General features: G+C 74.8%; 20 protein-coding genes. 9 read left to right on the top strand and 11 right to left on the bottom strand.

From position 1 onward, the window contains the following. Positions 1-42 precede the first annotated feature (42 nt). From ACFXOZ_RS08540 to ACFXOZ_RS08530, 3 genes are all read left to right on the top strand, one after another. Entirely contained in the window at positions 43-618 is a 576-nt protein-coding gene (locus ACFXOZ_RS08540; RefSeq protein ID WP_380588598.1) for a GNAT family N-acetyltransferase, read from the top strand. 4 nt (positions 619-622) lie between these two features. Continuing rightward, complete coding sequence (locus ACFXOZ_RS08535; RefSeq protein ID WP_380588595.1) at positions 623-1,009, top strand: VOC family protein; 387 nt, start codon at positions 623-625, stop codon at positions 1,007-1,009. Between the two features lie 149 nt (positions 1,010-1,158). Continuing rightward, positions 1,159-1,809, top strand: a complete 651-nt coding sequence (locus ACFXOZ_RS08530; RefSeq protein WP_380588592.1) for an NAD(P)-dependent oxidoreductase — start codon at positions 1,159-1,161, stop codon at positions 1,807-1,809. Positions 1,810-1,827: 18 nt separating this feature from the next. Here ACFXOZ_RS08530 and ACFXOZ_RS08525 read toward each other — a convergent pair whose 3' ends face one another. Continuing rightward, positions 1,828-2,610, bottom strand: a complete 783-nt coding sequence (locus ACFXOZ_RS08525) for a dioxygenase (protein WP_380588589.1) — start codon at positions 2,608-2,610, stop codon at positions 1,828-1,830. 113 nt (positions 2,611-2,723) lie between these two features. On the opposite strand from ACFXOZ_RS08525, the gene ACFXOZ_RS08520 reads away from it, so the two are divergent. After that, on the top strand, positions 2,724-3,191 hold the full coding sequence (locus ACFXOZ_RS08520) for a MarR family transcriptional regulator (RefSeq protein ID WP_360237449.1): 468 nt from the start codon (positions 2,724-2,726) through the stop codon (positions 3,189-3,191). Here the strand turns inward: ACFXOZ_RS08520 and ACFXOZ_RS08515 are convergent, their stop codons facing one another. The 3 genes from ACFXOZ_RS08515 to ACFXOZ_RS08505 form a co-directional block, all read right to left on the bottom strand. Further along, entirely contained in the window at positions 3,192-4,433 is a 1,242-nt protein-coding gene (locus ACFXOZ_RS08515; RefSeq protein WP_380588586.1) for an RNA polymerase sigma factor, read from the bottom strand. It lies immediately after the preceding gene. An 86-nt stretch (positions 4,434-4,519) separates the two neighbouring features. Then, complete coding sequence (locus ACFXOZ_RS08510; protein ID WP_375891234.1) at positions 4,520-4,891, bottom strand: YciI family protein; 372 nt, start codon at positions 4,889-4,891, stop codon at positions 4,520-4,522. A gap of 166 nt (positions 4,892-5,057) precedes the next feature. Continuing rightward, entirely contained in the window at positions 5,058-6,557 is a 1,500-nt protein-coding gene (locus tag ACFXOZ_RS08505; RefSeq protein ID WP_380523501.1) for a PucR family transcriptional regulator, read from the bottom strand. 413 nt (positions 6,558-6,970) lie between these two features. Between ACFXOZ_RS08505 and ACFXOZ_RS08500 the strand changes: the two genes are divergently transcribed. From ACFXOZ_RS08500 to ACFXOZ_RS08490, 3 genes are all read left to right on the top strand, one after another. Then, complete coding sequence (locus ACFXOZ_RS08500; protein ID WP_375891237.1) at positions 6,971-7,456, top strand: molybdopterin-dependent oxidoreductase; 486 nt, start codon at positions 6,971-6,973, stop codon at positions 7,454-7,456. 101 nt (positions 7,457-7,557) lie between these two features. Further along, the gene (locus tag ACFXOZ_RS08495; RefSeq protein WP_375891239.1) at positions 7,558-8,076 is read left to right on the top strand and encodes a GNAT family N-acetyltransferase; all 519 of its coding nucleotides are present in this window, start codon (positions 7,558-7,560) and stop codon (positions 8,074-8,076) included. Positions 8,077-8,308: 232 nt separating this feature from the next. Further along, positions 8,309-9,346, top strand: coding sequence for a sphingomyelin phosphodiesterase (locus ACFXOZ_RS08490; RefSeq protein ID WP_380588583.1), 1,038 nt, complete (start codon positions 8,309-8,311; stop codon positions 9,344-9,346). Positions 9,347-9,354: 8 nt separating this feature from the next. Here ACFXOZ_RS08490 and ACFXOZ_RS08485 read toward each other — a convergent pair whose 3' ends face one another. After that, complete coding sequence (locus ACFXOZ_RS08485) at positions 9,355-10,389, bottom strand: LacI family DNA-binding transcriptional regulator (protein WP_380588580.1); 1,035 nt, start codon at positions 10,387-10,389, stop codon at positions 9,355-9,357. A gap of 159 nt (positions 10,390-10,548) precedes the next feature. Between ACFXOZ_RS08485 and ACFXOZ_RS08480 the strand changes: the two genes are divergently transcribed. Further along, positions 10,549-11,502: a DUF4436 family protein gene (locus tag ACFXOZ_RS08480; protein ID WP_375891245.1), complete on the top strand. Its 954-nt coding sequence runs from the start codon at positions 10,549-10,551 to the stop codon at positions 11,500-11,502. 18 nt (positions 11,503-11,520) lie between these two features. Here ACFXOZ_RS08480 and ACFXOZ_RS08475 read toward each other — a convergent pair whose 3' ends face one another. Next, on the bottom strand, positions 11,521-12,393 hold the full coding sequence (locus tag ACFXOZ_RS08475) for a MurR/RpiR family transcriptional regulator (RefSeq protein WP_375891247.1): 873 nt from the start codon (positions 12,391-12,393) through the stop codon (positions 11,521-11,523). Between the two features lie 74 nt (positions 12,394-12,467). Between ACFXOZ_RS08475 and ACFXOZ_RS08470 the strand changes: the two genes are divergently transcribed. Further along, positions 12,468-13,325: an EamA family transporter gene (locus ACFXOZ_RS08470; RefSeq protein WP_375891249.1), complete on the top strand. Its 858-nt coding sequence runs from the start codon at positions 12,468-12,470 to the stop codon at positions 13,323-13,325. Between the two features lie 69 nt (positions 13,326-13,394). Here the strand turns inward: ACFXOZ_RS08470 and ACFXOZ_RS08465 are convergent, their stop codons facing one another. The 5 genes from ACFXOZ_RS08465 to ACFXOZ_RS08445 all read right to left on the bottom strand — a co-directional run bounded on the left by ACFXOZ_RS08465 (position 13,395) and on the right by ACFXOZ_RS08445 (position 18,496). After that, positions 13,395-14,150 (bottom strand): GNAT family N-acetyltransferase, encoded by a 756-nt coding sequence (locus tag ACFXOZ_RS08465; protein ID WP_375891251.1) that lies wholly within the window; start codon positions 14,148-14,150, stop codon positions 13,395-13,397. 174 nt (positions 14,151-14,324) lie between these two features. After that, the gene (locus ACFXOZ_RS08460) at positions 14,325-15,419 is read right to left on the bottom strand and encodes a WD40/YVTN/BNR-like repeat-containing protein (protein ID WP_380588576.1); all 1,095 of its coding nucleotides are present in this window, start codon (positions 15,417-15,419) and stop codon (positions 14,325-14,327) included. Between the two features lie 173 nt (positions 15,420-15,592). Beyond that, positions 15,593-17,041, bottom strand: coding sequence for a dihydrolipoyl dehydrogenase family protein (locus tag ACFXOZ_RS08455; protein ID WP_380523492.1), 1,449 nt, complete (start codon positions 17,039-17,041; stop codon positions 15,593-15,595). A 109-nt stretch (positions 17,042-17,150) separates the two neighbouring features. Continuing rightward, positions 17,151-17,885 (bottom strand): alpha/beta fold hydrolase, encoded by a 735-nt coding sequence (locus tag ACFXOZ_RS08450; protein ID WP_380523491.1) that lies wholly within the window; start codon positions 17,883-17,885, stop codon positions 17,151-17,153. A gap of 167 nt (positions 17,886-18,052) precedes the next feature. Next, a complete protein-coding gene (locus ACFXOZ_RS08445; RefSeq protein WP_380523489.1) occupies positions 18,053-18,496 on the bottom strand; it encodes a thioredoxin family protein in 444 nt (147 codons plus the stop codon). Positions 18,497-18,549: the final 53 nt, after the last annotated feature.

Below are 18,549 nucleotides of genomic sequence, written 5' to 3'. Positions count from 1 at the left end.
AGGGAGATCGCGCAGCGGTTCCGAACCCAGGGGGAGAGCACCATGAACCACCACCGACCCGACCCGGCCCTGACCACCTTCCCGACGGCGGACGGCCTGCTGCTGCGCCCCTTCGAGGACGCTGACGCCCCGGCCCTGATCGAGGCCTACCGGGACGGCACGCTGCGCCGCTACACCCGGACCTACCCGGACGGCCCGGAGCGCGCCGCGCACTGGCTGGCCGTGCAGTACGAGGGCTGGGCGAACGGCACCCGGTACGCCTTCGCCGTCCTCGAAGCCGGCGAGCTGGTCGGCAACGTGGTGCTCAAGCGCGGTACCCCGGGCGGCGAGCGGGCCGAGGTCGGCTATTGGACGGCGGCCGCGGCACGCGGCCGGGGCGTCGCCCCGCGCGCGGTGGAGGCGCTCACCGTCTGGGCCTTCGAGGCCTTCGCCGCGGACGGCCTGCTCCGGATCGACCTGCTGCACGAGGGCGACAACGACGCCTCCTGCCGGGTCGCGGAGAAGAGCGGCTACGCGTTCGCGGAGGTCGTCCCGGCCTTCCCGCCGTCGTACCCGCTGGACGGGCACCGGCACTGCCGGAAAAGGCTGGACACGACCGAACGGCACCGGCCAGAGTGAGCCCATGGCTTCTCTGGTACGTCATGTGACGATCGACTGCGCGGACCCGTTCGCCCTCGCGGACTTCTGGGCGAAGGTGCTGGACGGCACCCTCGCCGAGGACGACAACCTGGGTGACCCGGAGGCGGTGGTGAAGTCCGCCGGTGCCGATCTGCTGTTCATCCGGGTGCCCGAGGGCAAGACCGTGAAGAACCGGGTCCACCTGGACCTCCAGCCGCAGGACCGCAGCCGTGACGAGGAGGTCGAGCGCCTGCTCGCCCTGGGCGCCACGGTGGTGTCGGACCAGCGCCGCCCGGACGGCACCGGCTGGGTCACCCTGGCCGACCCGGAGGGCAACGAGCTGTGCGTCGAGCGCAGCCAGGCCGAGCGCACCGCCACCGGCGCGTCCTGAACCACCGGCGCGCCCCGCAGTACGGCCGCCCGCCGAGGTCCGTTCCACCGGGGCCTGCGCGGGCGGCCGTTCGCGCTTCCGTCCGATAATCGAGCTGTCTGAGGCCAGTGAGAAGCGAGGCCACCCTCCGAGCACCGGGCAGGTACCCCATGGCCAAAATCGCCGTGATCGGCGCCAATGGCGGCATCGGCAGCGCCGTCGTCGCGGAGGCGGCGGCCCGCGGGCACGAGGTCACCGCCGTGGTCCGCGAGCCGGACCGCTACCGGGGCGCGGCGGCCCGGGTGGAGCGCGGCGACGTGCTGGACCCGGCCGACGTGGCCCGGGTGGCGGCCGGCCGGGACGTCCTGGTGAGCGCCGTCGGCGGCGGCGACGGCCCGGGCCACCTGGCGCTGATCGAGCCCGCCGCCCGTTCACTGGTCGAGGGCCTGCGGGCGGTCGCCGACGGCGCCGCGCCCCGCCTGATCGCGGTCGGCGGCGCGGGCAGCCTGGAGACCGCCCCGGGCGTGCGGGTCTGGGACACCCCGGGCCTGCCGGAGCCGATCCTGCAGATCATGCACGCCCACGGCGAGGCGCTGGACTACTACCGGACCGTCTCCGACGTCCGCTGGACGGTGCTCAGCCCGGCGGCCGAGATCGGCCCGGGGGAGCGGACCGGCCGCTACCGGACCGGCCTGGAGCAACTGCTCACGGACGCCGGGGGCCACAGCCGGATCTCGGTGCCGGACTACGCGGTCGCCCTGGTGGACGAGATCGAGCAGCCCGAGCACATCGGCGAGCGCTTCACCTGCTGCTCGCTGTAGCGCGCCGGGCTCACCCGTTCAGCCCAGCTGGATCGACCGCTTGGCCAACCCCATCCAGAACCCGTCGATCACGCTGCGCTGGCTGCCGAGGTCGGCCTCGCCGGCGCCGAGGGTCACGAACAGCGGCGCGAAGTGCTCGGTGCGCGGGTGGGCGAGCCGCCCGGCCGGGGCCTTGCGCTCGAAGTCGAGCAGCGCGTCCAGGTCCTGGGCGTCCAGGGCGCGCCTGCCCCAGTCGTCGAACTCGGCCATCACCGAGCTGGTCCGGCCGTCGCTGTTGAGCGCCCGCAGGTTGTGGGTGAAGAAGCCGCTGCCGATGATCAGCACGCCCTCGTCGCGCAGCGGTGCGAGCCGGCGGCCGATCTCCAGCAGGCGCTGCGGGTCCAGGGTGGGCAGGGAGATCTGCAGCACCGGGACGTCGGCCTCCGGGAACATCTCCACCAGCGGGACGTACGCGCCGTGGTCGAGCCCGCGGTCGGGGATGTCCTGGACGGGCGTGCCGGGGGCGCGCAGCAGCTTGCGCACGCGCTCGGCCAGCTCGGGGGCGCCGGGGGCGGCGTACCGGACGGCGTAGTAGTGCTCGGGGAAGCCCCAGAAGTCGTAGACCAGCGGGACGGTGGTGACGGCGCCGACGGCCAGCGGGGCCTCCTCCCAGTGGGCGGAGACCATCAGGACGGCCTTGGGCCGGGGCAGGTCGGCGGACCAGGCGGCCAGCTGGCCCGGCCAGATCGGGTCGTCGGCGAGCGGCGGCGCGCCGTGCGAGAGGTACAGGGCGGGCATGCGCTCGGGGGCCGCGGTGCTCAAGGTGTCCTCCTCAAGGGGAACGAGTGGGTAGTTCAAATTTGAACCTCTACTCCGGGACGGTACACCTTCGTTCGAATTTGAACAACAGGAGTAGGCTTCACCCCATGTCCTCACTGAACGAACCCCGCTGGCTCGACCAGGACGAGATGGCCGCCTGGCGGGGCTTCGTCGTCGCGAGCAACCTGCTCAACCGGCGGCTGGAGCGCCAGCTCAAGGACGACTCCGGCCTCTCGCACCAGCAGTACGAGATCCTGGTGCACCTGTCCGCCGCCCCCGGCGACTCGCTGCGGATGACCGAACTCGCCGACAAGCTGGTCACCTCCAAGAGCGGCCTGACCTACCAGGTCACCCAACTGGAGCGGATGGGCCTGGTCGGCCGCCGCTCCTGCCCCAGTGACGTGCGCGGCGTCATCGCCGAACTCACCGACCAGGGGCGGGAGACGCTCCGCCAGGCCGCCCCCGGCCACGTCGCCCTGGTGCGCGAGCTGCTGATCGACGTGCTCACCCGCGAGCAGCTCGCCGTCCTCGCCGAAGGCCTCGGCGCGGTCAGCGCCCGCCTGCGCCAGGACGACACCCCCTAGCTAGGGCCTGTCGCCCAGTGCGGCCGCCCGCTCCCGCAGCAGCTCCCGCTCCCGCTCGTTGCGGGTCAGCCCCGCCGCCCGCTCGAACTCCGCCCGGGCCTGGGCCGTCCGCCCCAGCCGGGCCAGCAGGTCGCCCCGCACGCTCGGCAGCAGGTGGTAGTCGCGCAGCGCCGGCTCCGCCGCCAGGGCGTCCACCAGCTCCAGGGCGGCGGCCGGGCCCCGGGCCATCGAGACGGCCACCGCCCGGTTCAGCGCCACCACCGGTGAGGGCGTCAGCACCAGCAGCCGCTCGTACAGCGCGGCGATCGTCGCCCAGTCGGTGTCCTCGTACCGCCGCGCCCTGGCGTGGCAGGCGGCGATCGCGGCCTGCACCGAGTACGGCCCGCTGCCCGCCCGCCCGAACGCCTCGAAGCCGCGTCGGATCAGCAGCCCGTCCCAGCGCGCCCGGTTCTGCTCGGCCAGCAGCACCGGCCGCCCGTCGGGGCCGGTGCGGGCGGCCGTCCGGGAGGCCTGGAACTCCAGCAGCGCGGCCAGCCCGTGCGCCTCCGGCTCCCCGGGCACCAGCGCGGCCAGCACCCGGGCCAGCCGCAGGGCGTCCTCGCACAGCTGCGGGCGCAGCAGGTCGTCCCCGGCGGTGGCCGAGTAGCCCTCGTTGAAGATCAGGTAGACGACCTCCAGCACCGAGGACAGCCGCTGCGCCCGGTCCTCGCCGTACGGCACCTCGAACGGCACGCCCGCCTTCGCCAGCGTCCGCTTCGCCCGGACGATCCGCTGGGCCACCGTCGCCTCCGGCACCAGGAAGGCGCGGGCGATCTCCGGGGTGGTCAGCCCGCCCAGCAGCCGCAGGGTGAGCGCGATCCGCGCCTGCGCCGACAGCACCGGGTGGCAGGCGGTGAAGATCAGCCGCAGCAGGTCGTCGTCGATGTCGTCCGGGCCGGACGGCTCCGGTGGCTCCGGCGCGTCCTCCAGCGACCGCCCCACCTCGGCGAGTTTGCGGGCGTAGACCTCCCGGCGGCGCACCAGGTCGACCGCCCGCCGCTTGGCGGTGGCCGTCAGCCAGGCGCCCGGGTTGTCCGGCACGCCGTCGCGCGGCCACTGCTCCAGCGCGGCCACCAGCGCGTCCTGCGCCAACTCCTCGGCCAGGCCGACGTCCCGGACGATCCGCGCGGCCGCGGCGATGATCCGCGCGGACTCGATCCGGTATGCCGCCTCGACGACCGCCGTCGCCTCCCTCTCCGTCACGGCCACCCATCAGAGCAGCCGGCGGAGCGGGAGGCAACGTGCGCCACGGTCGCTACGGCCCTTACTGCCCTACCGCCCTACCGCCCTTACTGCGGGGGCCGCGGCGCCTCGTCGAGCTGCCGGACCTCCGCCTCGACCTGCCAGTGCGCCGGGTGGGTCTGCAGGAAGCGCCTGGTCCACTCCAGCGCCTCCGCCTTGTCCTTGCACTGCATGATCGCGTAGCCGCCGATGACCTCCTTGGTCTCGGTGAACGGCCCGTCGGTGTAGCCGACCTTCCCGTCGGCCCAGGTCACCCGGGTGCCCTGAGCGGTCGGGGTCAGCCCGGCGGTGTCCAGCATCACCCCGGCCCTGGTGATCTCCTCGAACAGGGCCCCCATCCGCTGCTCGAACCCCGGGTCGGGCTCCCAGTCGCCCCGGGCGCTCTCGTCGATCCGGATCAGTGACATGAAGCGCGGCATGGTGACTCCTCGGTCCTGCGGGCGGGGCCGTTCCCCGCCGCTCACCCCTGCGTCGATCGGGCCGGCGCCGGATCGACATCGGCCGGGAAGAATCTTTTTCCTACCTGTCGTCCGTCCGGGCCCTGCTCGTCGTCCGGGCGGTCACCGGACGGCGGTCACCGGGCGGTCACCGGACGGCCGCCGCCGGCGCGCACAGCAGTGCCGCCCGCAGGTCGGTCCGGTCGCGGAGGCGGGCCAGGTTGCGGCCGGTCAGCTCCTCGATCCGGCGGATCCGGTAGTGGACGGTGTTGACGTGGATGTGGAGCTGCTCGGCCGTCCGCGCCCAGGAGCCGTCGTGGTCGAGGAACACCGCCAGGGTGCCGAGCAGCGAGACGCCGTTCTCGGCGTCGTGGGCGGTCAGCGGGGCCAGCAGTCGGGCGTGGAAGGCGGCCGTCACCTCGGGCGGGATGCCGCGCAACAGCCCGTCCAGGGAGTCCAGTTCGGCGGTGCTGCCGACCGGGCCGGGGGCGCCCGCCAACACGTACCGGGCCTGCACCAGGGCCGCCCGCAGCGCCTGGGGGGTGGCCGGGGCGGCCGGGCCGACGCCGATCCGCAGGGTGCGCCGGCCGGTCAGCCGGGCCTGGAGGGCGGGCCGGGCCCGGCGCAGCCGTTCGGCGACCCGCTCGGCGGGTGCGGCCACCAGTGCGGCGGTGAGCCCGGTGCGGTCGGTGCCGGCCGCGTACGGGACGTCCAGCGGGTGCAGGGCCTCGGCCAGCGCGTGCGCCGCCCAGTCGACCGGCGCCTCGTCGCCGGCCCGGCCGGGCTCGATCCGCGCGGTGACCGCCACCAGCGGGCCGGTCTCGGCCAGCCCGCAGGCGGCGAGCGGTTCGGTGAGTCCGGCGTCGTCGGCCAACGCGTCCAGCAGCCGTCCGGCGGCCCGCCGCCGGGTGCCGGCCGCGGCCCGGGCGCGGGCGGCGAGCGGGGCGAGCAGGTCGGCGAGGCCCTGGAGCGCCGGTTCCACGGCGGGGGTGTGCGGGTGGGCCCGCAGCCGCCAGCCGTCGAACGGGGAGCCGTCCTGCGGGCCGACCGGCAGCCCGGGTCCGCCGCGACCGGCGGCCGGTGCGGGCTGGGGCGGGCCGGCCACCGGGCGGCCGCCGGCGGTGGTGATCGAGCACTCGGGCAGCCCGAGCCGGCCGACCGCGCGGGCCAGCACCTGGCCGGGCGCGGCCTCGGTGCGGACCAGGTCGAGCAGTTCGCTGCGGACGGTCTCCGGGATCGCCGCGGTGTCCTGCGCCCCGGCCCGCAGGTCGCCCCAGAGCCGCAGGTAGACCCGGTCGGTGACGGCCCGGAAGCTCACCCCGGCGGGCACCGCGAGCAGCGGGATGGCGTGGGTGCGGCAGGCCTCGGCCAGGCCGTCCGGGATGCTGCCGTGGGTGCCCTCGCCGGCCAGCAGGGCTGCTACCCCGGCGCTGCGCAGCGCGGTGGCGAAGCGCAGCGCGCCGGAGGCGTCGGCGGGCTGCCACCAGACCAGGCCGGTGAGCACGAGTTCGCCGGGCTGGAGGTAGCGGGCCGGGTCCTGGAGGTCGGTGGAGCTGACGCCGGTGACCGGGCGGTCGAGCAGGTCGGGGGTGCCCCAGGCCAGCCGGATGGACAGGTCGTCGAGGTGCAGCAGGTCGCCGACGATCATCTTTCGCTCGCTCTCGCCAGGGGTGTCGCTCTGGTGCGCCGCGTCGCTTCCTCTCGCAGATGAGAGGGATGCCGACGCATATGCATCGTAAATGCCAGTGGAACAACCGCGAATCTTCTTGTCGGATCATCCAGCCGAGGGCCCCGTGACCGGTGTGCGGAACCAGTGGTCCGCCCGATTGCCGGGTTGCTTGAATCGGTGTGCGGGGCGCGCCGGTCCTTCTCCTCCGGCGGGCGCCGCGGCCTCCGGCGTGCACCGCGACCGGTCTCGCACCTGCGAGCTGAACCGTCGCCCGGTCATCTCAGCTGCCGCTGAATGAGGGCATTCAGCGCCGCAACCGCGAATGTCGGAGCTGCCCCTCGGGTAGTCCTCCTCCCGGGCCGCAGTGGCGCGGCCCGGGAGGAAGGAGCGCCATGATCCGGACCGGCCCCGGCGTGACCCCGGCACCACCCACCGTCCGGCTGCACGGCCACCTCGACGAGCCGGCCGAGCTGACCGTCGAGCAACTGCGCACCCTCCCCGCGCACCGGGTCGAGGTCAGCTTCGACTGCCTGACCGAGGGCGAGCAGCGGCACGGCTACGAGGGCCCGGCCCTGCTGGACGTCCTGCTCGCCGCCCGGCCCCGGATCGACTTCTCCGGCCGCAAGCAGCGGCTGCGCTTCCTGCTCAACGTGGTCGGTGCGGACGGCCACCGGGCGGTGGTCTCCTGGGCCGAGATCGACCCGGACTTCGGCGGCCGCCGGATCTTGCTCGCCACCAGCATGGACGGCGCCCCGCTGGACGCGGACGGCCCGCAGCTGGTCGTCCCGGACGACCACTGCGGCGCCCGCTACGTCAGTGCCGTCACCGCCGTCTGGCTGGGCCCGCTCGGCGACCAGGAGCGGCCCGCCGCGGGCTGACCGCCCGGCTCGCGGCCCCGGCCCGCCCCGTGCCGCGGTGCCGGGCGAGGCCCCTGGAAAACCGCTGGCCAGAGGCGGCTTTCCGTGCCAACATGCCCCATATGGGGACGATTCTGCACGGCACCCTGGTCACCCTCCGCCCGGCCACCGCCGACGACATCCCGGCACTGGTGGCGATCCGCAGCACGCCCGAGGTGTTCGCCCGCTGGCGGGGCGGTGACGACCTGGTCGACGAGGTCGCCCGGGACTTGGACGCCCCCGAGACCGAGACCTTCGCGATCGACGTGGGCGGCCGGGTGGTCGGCGCCGTGCAGTGGTACGCCGAGAACGACGACGAGTACCGGCACGCCGGGATGGACATCTTCCTCGACCCCTCGGTGCACGGTCTGGGCCTGGGGACGGACGCCGTGCGCACCCTGGCCCGGCACCTGGTGCACGACCACCACTACCACCGGCTGGTGATCGACCCGGCCGCGGACAACCTGGCCGCCATCCGCTGCTACACCAAGGTCGGCTTCCGCCCGGTCGGCACCATGCGCCAGTACGAGCGCGGCTCGGACGGCACCTGGCACGACAACCTGCTGATGGACCTGCTCGCGGACGAACTGTCGGACGGCTGACGGCCGTTCGCCGGCCGGCCGGCGGCGGGTACCAGGGTGTACAGACATCTTGTCGGCCGACGGCCCTGAGCTGTACAGACATCTCAGCGCCACAGGAGCGATCGCAACTGATCGCCTGGCGTTCTTCCCGACGTACCGAGCAGTAGCTAGCGTTCCCCCGCCAATCACCGGCGGCCGGTCACCCCGGCCCGCCCGGAACCCCACCGGTTGACGGACCCCCAGGAGAACGCCCATGCTCTCGCGCCGCACGGCCACCGCCCTCACCTCGGCGGCCGCCGCCGCACTGCTGCTCGGCGGCACCGCCCCGAGCGCCTCCGCCACCACCGCGGCGAGCCCCACCGCGCTGTCCGTCCTCGCCTTCAACGTCGACCTCGGCACCGCGATCGTCGACAGCACCCAGAACGAGCAGGCCGCCCGCCGCACCCCGGTGATCGAGCAGATCGTCCGGCAGCACAACGCCGACGTGGTCGTCCTGGACGAGCAGTTCAACAACAGCTCGACCGCCGACATCAACGCCAAGCTCGCCGACCTCTACCCGTACCGCACCCCGGTGGTCGGCGGGACCTGCTCCGGCGGCGGCTGGACGGGCGTCAGCGGCAACTGCTCCAACTCGTGGTTCGTCATCAACGGCGGCACGATGATCCTCTCCAAGTACCCGATCACCGCCCAGTACGCCCACGTGTTCAGCAACTCCACCTACGGCACCTGGGACTACCACGCCAACAAGGGCGCGGCGCTGGTGCAGGTGAAGAAGAACGGCAGCACCGCGTGGGTGGTCGGCACCCACCTCCAGGCGGACGAGGCCGACACCTCCACCGACGCCACCCAGTCCACCCGGCTCGGCCAGCTCGCCGAGATCCGCGCCTGGGTCGACGGCATCGTGGGCAGCGGCGCGCCGGTGCTGATCGGCGGCGACCTCAACGTCGAGTACTTCCACGGCCAGGCCCGCGGCGACTACGCCAACGCCCAGAACGCGGTCAACGGCGTGCTCGGCACCCCGGCCACCGCCCCGAACCAGACCCGCACCACCATGGACTGCCCGGTCTCCTCCTGGTGCCAGTACATGGCGGGCGTGGAGACCTTTCCGACCGACTACCGGGACGACCTGGACTACCTCGGCTACCTCAACGCCCCGGGCCGCCCGGTGCCGAACTCGATGTCCGACGTGAAGGTCGACTTCGACCCCCAGGCCGGCTGGGTACCGGGGCAGCCGGACACCAACGCGCCCAGCGACCACTACCCGGTCGAGGCCACCTTCCAGCTCAACTGACCTGCGGTCTAGGGCTGTTGCCCGGCACCGCCGGCCGGGCAGCCGCAGGAGCGCCGCAGCACCAGCCGGGCCGGGAAGGTCCGGGCCCCGGCGGCGCGGCGCTCCGGGCCGCCGAGCACCAGGTCCACCGCGGCCCGGGCCATCTCGTCCTGCGCGGTGGTGACGGTGGTCAGCGCCGGTCCGGCGATCACCGCCTCCGCGATGTCGTCGAACCCGGCCACCGCGAGCTCCTCGGGCACCCGGATGCCCAGGTCGTCGGCGGCTCGCAGCAGGCCGATCGCCTGGTCGTCCGTCGCGCAGAAGACGGCGGACGGCCGGTCGGGCCGGCTCAGCAGGGTGAGCGCCTCGGCGTGCGCCCGGACCCGGTCGAAGGGCGCCGGGGTGAGCCGGCCGTCGGTGGACAGCCCGGCCTCGGCCAGCGCCTCGGCCCAGCCGGCCGTCCGCCCGGTGACCGGGTCGAGCGGGCTGAGCGCCAGGGTGCCGCCGAAGCAGTGCACCTCGGCGTGGCCGTGGTCGAGCAGGTGGCGGACCACCTCGCGGGCGCCGCCCTCGTCGTCGGCCACCACGGCCACGCCGTCGACGCTCTCGGTGCGGTGGTGCAGCAGCACGACCGGGGTGCCGTCGGCCGAGTCGAAGCCGCTCAGCCCGGGGGCGGCCGGGTCCTGGGTGACCAGGATCAGCCCGTCCACCTGCATCCCCAGGAAGGCCCGGATGTAGTGCGCCTCGCGCTCGTCCGCGTAGTCGGAGTTGCCGATCAGCAGCAGCCGGCCGTGCTCGGTGGCGGCCTGCTCCACGGCGTGGGCGAGCCCGGCGAAGAAGGGCTGCCGGGCGTCCGGCACGACCATGCCGAGCAGGTCGGTCCGGCGGCGGGCCATCGCCTGGGCGACCCGGTTGGGCCGGTAGCCGAGCTCCTCCACCGCCGCGAGCACCCGCGCCCGGGTGGCCGGTGCCACTGGACGCGGTCCGTCGTTGATCACATAACTCACGACCGCCGTGGACGTCCCCGCCACCCGCGCCACATCGTCCCGTGTCACCCTCGCCATGACGGATGAGCCTACACAGCGGCTCCGACCAGCGTGTTTTCCGCGTCCGCGGGGAGGCCCCGGGCGGCCCGCCCCGGTTGCGGAGCAGGTGGTAGCGTGCCGACGCTGGCGGGACGGGCGGCAGCAGGTGCCGCCGCCGCCGACCGTGGGAGCAGGTCGATGAGCACGCCGCCGCACCGCAGGGCCGTCCGGCCCCTGCGTCCGACCGCCCGGCCCAAGGTCCGCATCGACGCCCGGGTGCGCGCCACGAGCGCCACCCGGCCGAAGGTCCGCCCCTGGCGGGCGTACGCCGTGCTGGTGGCGATCGTGCTGTTCGTGGCCGCCGGCCTGGTGCTCTACTCCGACGAGCGCTCCACCCGCGGTCGGGCCCAGGAGGTGGGCGTCGACCACCCGTCGGACTTCCTGGAGGTCGACGTGGTGCTCCAGCGGGTCGACGCGGCCGCCCAGACCGTCGCCGCCAAGATCCTGGTGGTGCCGCACGGCGCCCTGGGGACGTCCGGCATCCAGCAGATCCCGGCGCAGGACGTGGCGCTGGAGACCACCTCGCTGGAGCAGACCGTGCTCAAGTACCCGGCCGGCCAGCCGATCCCCTCCAGCCCGGTGTCGTTCAGCCTCGCCGAGGGGCGGGTCACCGACTACCCCTTCGACGGCTACCGCGCGCAGGTCGGCTTCCGGGCCACCGTCGGGGGGCGGCCGGTCCCGGTGACGATCGGGATCCAGGAGGCCGACCCGTTCTTCGCCTTCACCCAGGGGGAGAAGGAGACCGACGGCCTCGGCATCGCCGTCACCGAGCAGATCAGCCGCTCGCGCAGCACCTACATCCTGGCCTGGTTCATGATGGCGGCGATGTGGGCACTGGCGCTGTCCGTCCTGGTGGCGGCCTGGCTGATCGTCCGGCAGCGGCGCGGGATCGTCTGGCCGGCCCTGAGCTGGATGGCGGCCACCCTGTTCGCGCTGGTCGGCATGCGCAACGCCGCGCCCGGCAGCCCGCCGATCGGCTCACTGCTGGACTACGCGGCGTTCTTCTGGGCGGAGCTGCTGGTCGCGGTGGGCCTGACCATGGTCGTGGTGCGCGGCGCCCGGATCGAGGGCGCCCACCGGCCCAGCACGTAGCCGTCCTGATCGCCGGGGTCAGTACACGTAGTCCGCGCAGACGTCGGCGGCGAGCCGCAGGGCCTGCTCCGCGCGGGGCCCGCGCAGCGCCAGCAGGGTCTGGGCGAGCGCGTCCACGGCGGCCAGGTGGGCCAGCCGGCTGGCGGTGGTCTCCAGACCGAAGACCAGGTCCTGCCCGCCCGCGACCAGGACGCAGGTCGCCGTCTCGGTGAGCGGTGAGCGGGCGTAGCTGGTGAGCGCCAGCACCTCGGCCCCGGACGCCCGGGCGGCCCGGGCGGCGGCCACCACGCTGTGGGTGGCGCCGGTGTGGCTGACGGCCAGGCAGACGGCGCCCGGCGGCAGCCCGGCGGCGACCAGCTGGGCGGTCATCGAGTCGGCCGGGGCGTCCACCACCAGGCCGAGCGCCCGCAGCCGGTAGGCGATGTCCAGAGCGACGGCGCCGGACAGCCCGGTGCCGACCAGCAGCACCCGGGGGGCGTCGTCCAGCAGTTCGGCGGCGGCCCGCAGGTCGTCCGGGCCGAGCGTGGCGGTGATGCCCTCCAGGGCGGCCCGGGCGGCGCGCAGGGTGTCGGCGAGGGCCCGGGCGGCCGGGTCGTCGGCGTCCGCGGCCGGTTCCGCGGCGGGGGCGGCCGGGGCGTGCAGGGCCGCGGCGATCTTCAACTCCTGGAAGCCGCGGAAGCCGAGCCGCTGGCAGGCCCGGACCACCGAGGAGGGTGCCGTCCCGGCCAGCGCCGCCACGTCGCTGACGCTCAGGTGCACCAGTTCGGCGCCCCGGTCCAGCACCACCCGGGCGACCCGCGCCTCGGTGCCGCGCAGTTCGCCGAGCCTGGCCCGGATCTGCGCGGCCAGCTGGGATTCCAGGGGCGTGAAAAATTCGGAACGTTCTTCCATGGCTCTAGGGTAGCGTGGAATCCAGTTCCAGCGCCGCCGGAAATCCGGCAGGCTGACGGGAGGGGAGCTTCGCCATGTCAGAAATCGGATCGGCCGTGCCGCTGGCCGTGCTCACGGCCGCCGTGCTGCACGCGGTGTGGAACGGGCTGGCGCACCGGATCCCGGACAAGATGGTCGGCTTCGCGCTGATCAACCTGACGTACACCGCCTGCGCGGTGGTGCTGGTGGCGGTCAACCCGCTGCCGGCGGCCGCCGCCTGGCCGTACCTGCTGGCCTCCACGGTGGTCCAGACGGTCTCGACGGTCCTGCTGCTGCGGGCCTACCAGCTGGGCGACTTCGGGCAGATGTACCCGATCGCCCGCGGTTCGGCGCCGCTGCTGGTCGCCCTGCTGTCGGTCACGGTGCTCGGCCAGCACCTGGGCGCGGGCGAGCTGGCGGGCGTGGTGGTGATCTCCTGCGGGCTGATCGGGCTGGCCTTCGCCCAGGGCATACCCGGGCGGGCGCAGCTGCCCGCTCTCACGGCCGCCGCCGGCACCGGGGCGATGATCGCCGGGTACACGGTGCTGGACGGCAGCGGCGTCCGGCACGCCGGCACCGTCGGCGGGTACGTGGCCTGGCTGTTCCTGCTCCAGGGGCCGGCGCTCGTCGCAGTGGTCTGGGCCCGGCGCGGCCGCACCCTGCTCACCGGGATGCGCGGGGTGCTGCCGGTCGGGGTCCTCGGCGGGGTGCTCTCGCTGACGGCGTACGGCCTGGTGGTCTGGGCGCAGTCCCGGGGCAACCTGGCGACGATCGCGGCGCTGCGCGAGACCAGCATCGTGATCGCCGCGCTGATCGCCACCGTGGTGTTCCGCGAGCGCCTCGGGCGGCTGCGGCTGACCGCCGCGTTCACCGTCCTCGGCGGGATCGCCGTCCTGGAGCTGGCCCGGCCCTGAGCCCTGGCGCCCGCGGCTCAGGGTTCAGGACTCAGCGCTCAGGGCTCAGGGCCTTGGGCCCGGCGGGCCTCAGGCGGCGTCCGGCACGATCACGGTCAGCGAGGTCTCCCGCAGCTCGAATCCCAGGGCCTCGTAGACCCGGCGGGCCGGGTTGCCCTCGGAGACCACCAGGTGCACGTCGGCCAGCCCGCGCCCGGCGGCGTCCGCGACCGCCCGGCGGAGCAGGTCGGCGCCGAGGCCGCGGTAGCCGCGCCGCGGGTGGCGGAAGACCTCCGCGACCCAGGGCAGGCCGTCGCGATCGGTCAGCACGGCGGCGCCGACCACCCGGTCCTCGGCGTCCACGGCGAGCAGGCTGGACGGCAGCACCGGGCCGATGGCGCTCCCGGCCAGCAGCGGGCCGATCCGCTCGGCCAGGGCCCGGGCGTCGTCCCCGGGGAAGTGGTCCACGTGCGCCGGGTCGAAGGCGGCCCGCCACGGCTCCAGCAGCTCCTCGGGCGCGCGGTCGCAGGGCACCGCCCGCAGCCCCTCCCGCAGCGGGGCCCCGGCCCAGTCGGCGGGCGGGGGATCGGCGCGCAGGTCCCGCCGGAAGGTGTGGGCGTGGCGCAGGGCCGTCGCCCCCTGCGCGAGCAGCCGCTGCCCGAGCTCGGGGCTGCCGGAGACCACCCAGCCCGCCAGCTCTGCGCGGACGTACGCCACGGCGTCCGCCGAGTCGTCCAGCACCTCCAGCAGGTCGGCCCAGGGGCGTCCCTCCCGCTCGCCCTGCTGGTACCGCAGCACCGGCGCTCCGGCGCCGTCGTGCCTGATCACCCAGTCCGTTTCGGGCATGGCCCCACCCCACTTCGCGAGAATCACGAGAATCACGAGATCGTTCGTCGGCGGCCCATGCTCACCAGAACCGGAGCGCCCCGGCAACCGGTTTTCGACCGGCCCGGCCGCCGGTCGCTCGGCCCACCGGCCCGGCCGCCGGTCGCTCGGCCCACCGGCCCGGCCGCCGGTCGCTCAGCCCACCACCGCCGCCCGGACGCAGAGCACGTCCGGCAGGTGGGAGACCAGCAGTGACCAGGTCTCGCCCTCGTCGCGGCTGCCGTACACGTCGCCGGTCCGGTTGCCGAAGTAGATCCCGGCCGGGTCGGCGTCGTCGGTGCGCAGGGCGTCGCGCAGCACGATGCCGTAGTGGTCCTCGCCGGGCAGCCCGTCGGCCAGTTGCTGCCAGCTGGTGCCGCCGTCGGTGGTGCGGAAGACCCGGCAGCGGCGGCCGGGCGGGATCCGGTCGTCCGAGCCGCCGAGCGGGAAGAGGTAGGCGGTGTCGCCGCGGCGCGGGTGGGCGGCGACCGCGAAGCCGAACTCGGCGGGCAGGCCGTCCGCGATGGAGTGCCAGCTCCCGCCCCGGTCGTCGCTGCGGTAGACCCCGCCGTGGTTCTGGAGGTAGAGCCGGTCGGGGTGGACCGGGTCGGCGGCGATCTTGTGCACGCACTGGCCGAACTCGGGGTACTGGCGCTCCTCCGGGAAGAACTCGGCGCGCAGGCCGGTGTTGGAGGGCTCCCAGCTGTCGCCGCCGTCCTTGCTGCGGTAGACGCCGCCGCTGGAGACCGCGACCAGCAGCCGTTGCGGGTCGCGCGGGTCGGTGAGGACGGTGTGCAGGCCCTGGCCGCCGTAGCCGGCGCCCCACGCGGACCGCTGGGGGTGGTTCCAGAGCGCTTCGACCAGGGTGAAGCTCTCGCCCCCGTCGGTGGAGCGGAACAGCGCGGCGGGTTCGGTGCCCGCGTACACCACCCCGGGGGCCTCCGGCCCGGCGGGCTGGAGCTGCCAGACCCGGGTGAGCGAGGCGCCGGTCGACTCGGGGAAGCGGATCGCCGGCCGGGCCGGCTCGTGCCAGCGGGCGCCGAGGTCGTCGGAGCGCCACACCGAGGGCCCCCAGTGGCTGCTGTCGGCGCCGACCAGCAGTCTGGTGCGGCCCTCGCGGCGGTCGATCGAGACGGAGTAGATCGCGTTCATCGGGAAGTGCGGCCCGCTGAACTCCCAGTCCAGCCGGTCGCGGCTGCGGCCGAGAAAGAGGCCCTTCTCGGTTCCGACGGCCAACAGCACCTCGGTCATGTCTCACACCACCTGATCGCGAGCGGCCCCCCACGACGACCCCCCGGGGCTCGGCGGACGCGCGACCCCACCGCCCAGTGTCCCGCCGTCCACCGGCGGTCACACCTCGCCGCGCCGCGCCCCCTGAGGGGGAGGGGTGCCCCGGGAGGGGCGTCCGGAGGGCTGCCGGGGGATCAGCCCCGGCAGCCCTCCAGCAGCCGCAGCCACACCTCGCTGATCGTCGGGTAGGCGGGGACGGCGTGCCAGAGCCGGTCGACCGGCACCTCGCCGACCACCGCGACGGTCGCCGAGTGCAGCAGTTCGGCGACGGCCGGGCCGACCAGGCAGGCTCCGATGATCACCTGCCGGTCCAGGTCGAAGACCACCCGGGCACGGCCGCGGTAGTCGTCGGCGTAGAGCGAGGCCCCGGCGACGTTGCCGATCTCGTGGTCGACGGCCTTGACCCGCAGGTCGAGCCGCTCGGCCTCGGCCAGGGTCAGGCCGACGGCCGCGACCTCGGGTCGGGTGAACACCACCTGCGGCGCTCCGGCGAGGTCGGCGGACGCGGAGTGCGCGCCCCAGCGCGAGGTGTCCAGGGCGCGCCCTTCGGCCCGGGCAGCGATCGCCCCGCCGGTGATCCGGGCCTGGTACTTGCCCTGGTGGGTGAGCAGCGCCCGGTGGTTGACGTCCCCGGCGGCGTACAGCCACTCGCCGTCCACGCCCAGCACCGTGCAGCTGTCGTCCACGTCCAGCCAGCTGCCCGGCCGCAGTCCGACCTGCTCCAGTCCGATGTCGGCGGTGCGCGGGGCCCGGCCGGTGGCGTACAGCACCTCGTCGACGGTCAGTTGATCGCCGCCGGAGAGCGTCAGCACCGCCGGCCCGGTGGCGTCGGCGCGCTCCAGGGCCGTCACCTCGGTGCCGAAGCGGAGGTCCACGCCGGCCTCCCACAGCCCCTCGGCCACCAGCTCGCCCGCGAAGGGCTCCATCCGCGGCAACAGGGTGTCGCCGCGCACCAGCAGCACCACCTCGGAGCCGAGCGCCCGCCAGGCGGTGGCCATCTCCACGCCGACCACCCCGCCGCCGACCACCGCGAGCCGCCCGGGGACGGTCGGCGAGCCGGTCGCCTCCCGGTTGGTCCACGGGTGGGCCTCCGCCAGCCCGGGCACGGTGGCGGGCAGCACCGGGCGGCTGCCGGTGCACACGGCGACGGCGTGCCGGGCGGTGAGCACCCGCTCGGTGCCGTCCTCCGCCTCCACCGTGACGGTCCGCACGCCTGCCAGCCGACCGTGGCCGCGGACCAGCTCGATGCCGGTGTCCCGCAGCCACTGCACCTGGCCGTCGTCCTTCCAGTGCGAGGCGAAGGAGTCCCGGCGGGCCAGCACCGCCGCCGCGTCCAGCCGCCCGTCGCCGACCGCCTCCCGGGCGCCGCCCACCGCGCGGGCGTCGTCCAGCGCGGCGGCCGGGCGCAGCAGCGCCTTGCTCGGCATGCAGGCCCAGTACGAGCACTCGCCGCCGACCAGTTCGGCCTCCACGATCACCGTGCTCAGGCCCGCGGCGACGGTCCGGTCGGCCACGTTCTCGCCGGTCGGCCCGGCGCCCAGGACGATGACGTCGTACTCCCCGGTGGTGCTGCTGCTGGTCATGTCCGGTCCTCCGTGGTCTCGCGGGTCGCCCGGTCCCCGACCGGGTGCGGCGTGCGCCCCATCCTGCGACGCGGACCGGCCGGAGCACGGGCGAACACGCCAACCGTGATCAGATCGCCGCGAGTTCCGCGAGCAGCGCGGCGGTGTCGGCGGGGCGGGAGAACATCGGCCAGTGCCCGGTGGGCAGTTCGCGCAGTTCCCAGTTCGGCCCGTCCAGCCCGACGAACCACGGGTGGCCGGCCGCGATCATCTCCCGCACCCGGTCGAGCGGGAAGGAGCAGGAGACCAGGGCCTGCGGCAGGGCGGCCCCGGCGCCGGTCAGCCGGAGCCGGTCCCGGTACGAGCCGGCCGGGTGCGGGGTGACCCGGGTGCCGATCCGGGCCAGCGCGGCCCCGTCCAGGCCCTCGGTGCTGGCGCCGGAGGCGGCGATCGCGTCCCACGGCGGCATCGGCAGGCGGCCGTCGACCACCGAGGCGTCGGCGGCCTCGCGGTAGTCGGGCTGCCAGAGGTCGTAGAGCGAACCGCCGTCCGCCATCGGCCCGCTGTCCAGGTAGACCACCCGCCGGATCCGCTCCGGCATCCGGTCCGCGACCCCGCCGACCGGGGCACAGGCGCCGCTGTGCGCGACCAGCACCACGTCCCACAGGTCCTCGCGTACCAGCAGGTCGGCGAGGTCCGCGATGTGCTCCTCCAGCCCGAAGTCGCCCTGCTCGCCGGCCCGTTCGGCGAGCCCGGGCAGGCTCACCGGGTGGACCCGGTGCCCGGCCGCGCGCAGCGGCGCGGCCACCTCGTCCCAGGCCCAGGCGCCGAGCCAGAATCCGGGAACCAGTACGAAGGTGCTCATGGTGGACCGTCCTTCCGCGGTGGGGACCCCCGTCACCCGCGACTCTAGGAGCGGATCGGGGCGGAGCCCACCGGATGACCCGGCCCGGGAGGGGCGTCCCCGGCGGAACACCCGGAGAGCCGCAGCTCCCCGGGCCTCCGGACGGCCCAGGACCCAGGGCCCGGAGATCAGGCCTGGCCCTCGGCCGCCTGCTCCTCCGCCACCTTGCGCTTGACCTCGGTCATGTCCAGCTCGCGGGCCTGGCCGATCAGGTCCTCGAACACCGGCTCCGGCAGCGCCCCGGCCTGGGAGAAGATCAGCACGCCCTCGCGGATGATCGCCAGCGTGGGGATCGACTGGATGCCGAACGCGGCGGCCAGCTCCTGCTGGGCCTCGGTGTCGACCTTGGCGAAGACGAGGTCCGAGTGGCGCGCCGCGGCCTTCTCGTACACCGGGGAGAACTGGCGGCACGGCCCGCACCACCCGGCCCAGAAGTCGATCAGGACGAAGTCCTTGCCCTCCGGGCCCGGGACGATGTCGTCGAAGTTCTCCTTGGTCAGCTCGACCGTGTTGCTCATCTCGCGGGTCCTTCCCTTCCGAAGGTGCCGGTACGGATCATGCGCCCGGGACAACGGTGATGCCCGCCGGGGTATTCCGGGCCCGGCCGGTATTGAGCACCGGGCGG

Source organism: Kitasatospora sp. NPDC059160 (assembly GCF_042755465.1).
In the GTDB taxonomy this organism is placed as follows: domain Bacteria; phylum Actinomycetota; class Actinomycetes; order Streptomycetales; family Streptomycetaceae; genus Kitasatospora.
The sequence above is the reverse complement of the archived record's forward strand: the minus strand, read 5'-3'. Positions and strand labels throughout refer to the sequence as shown.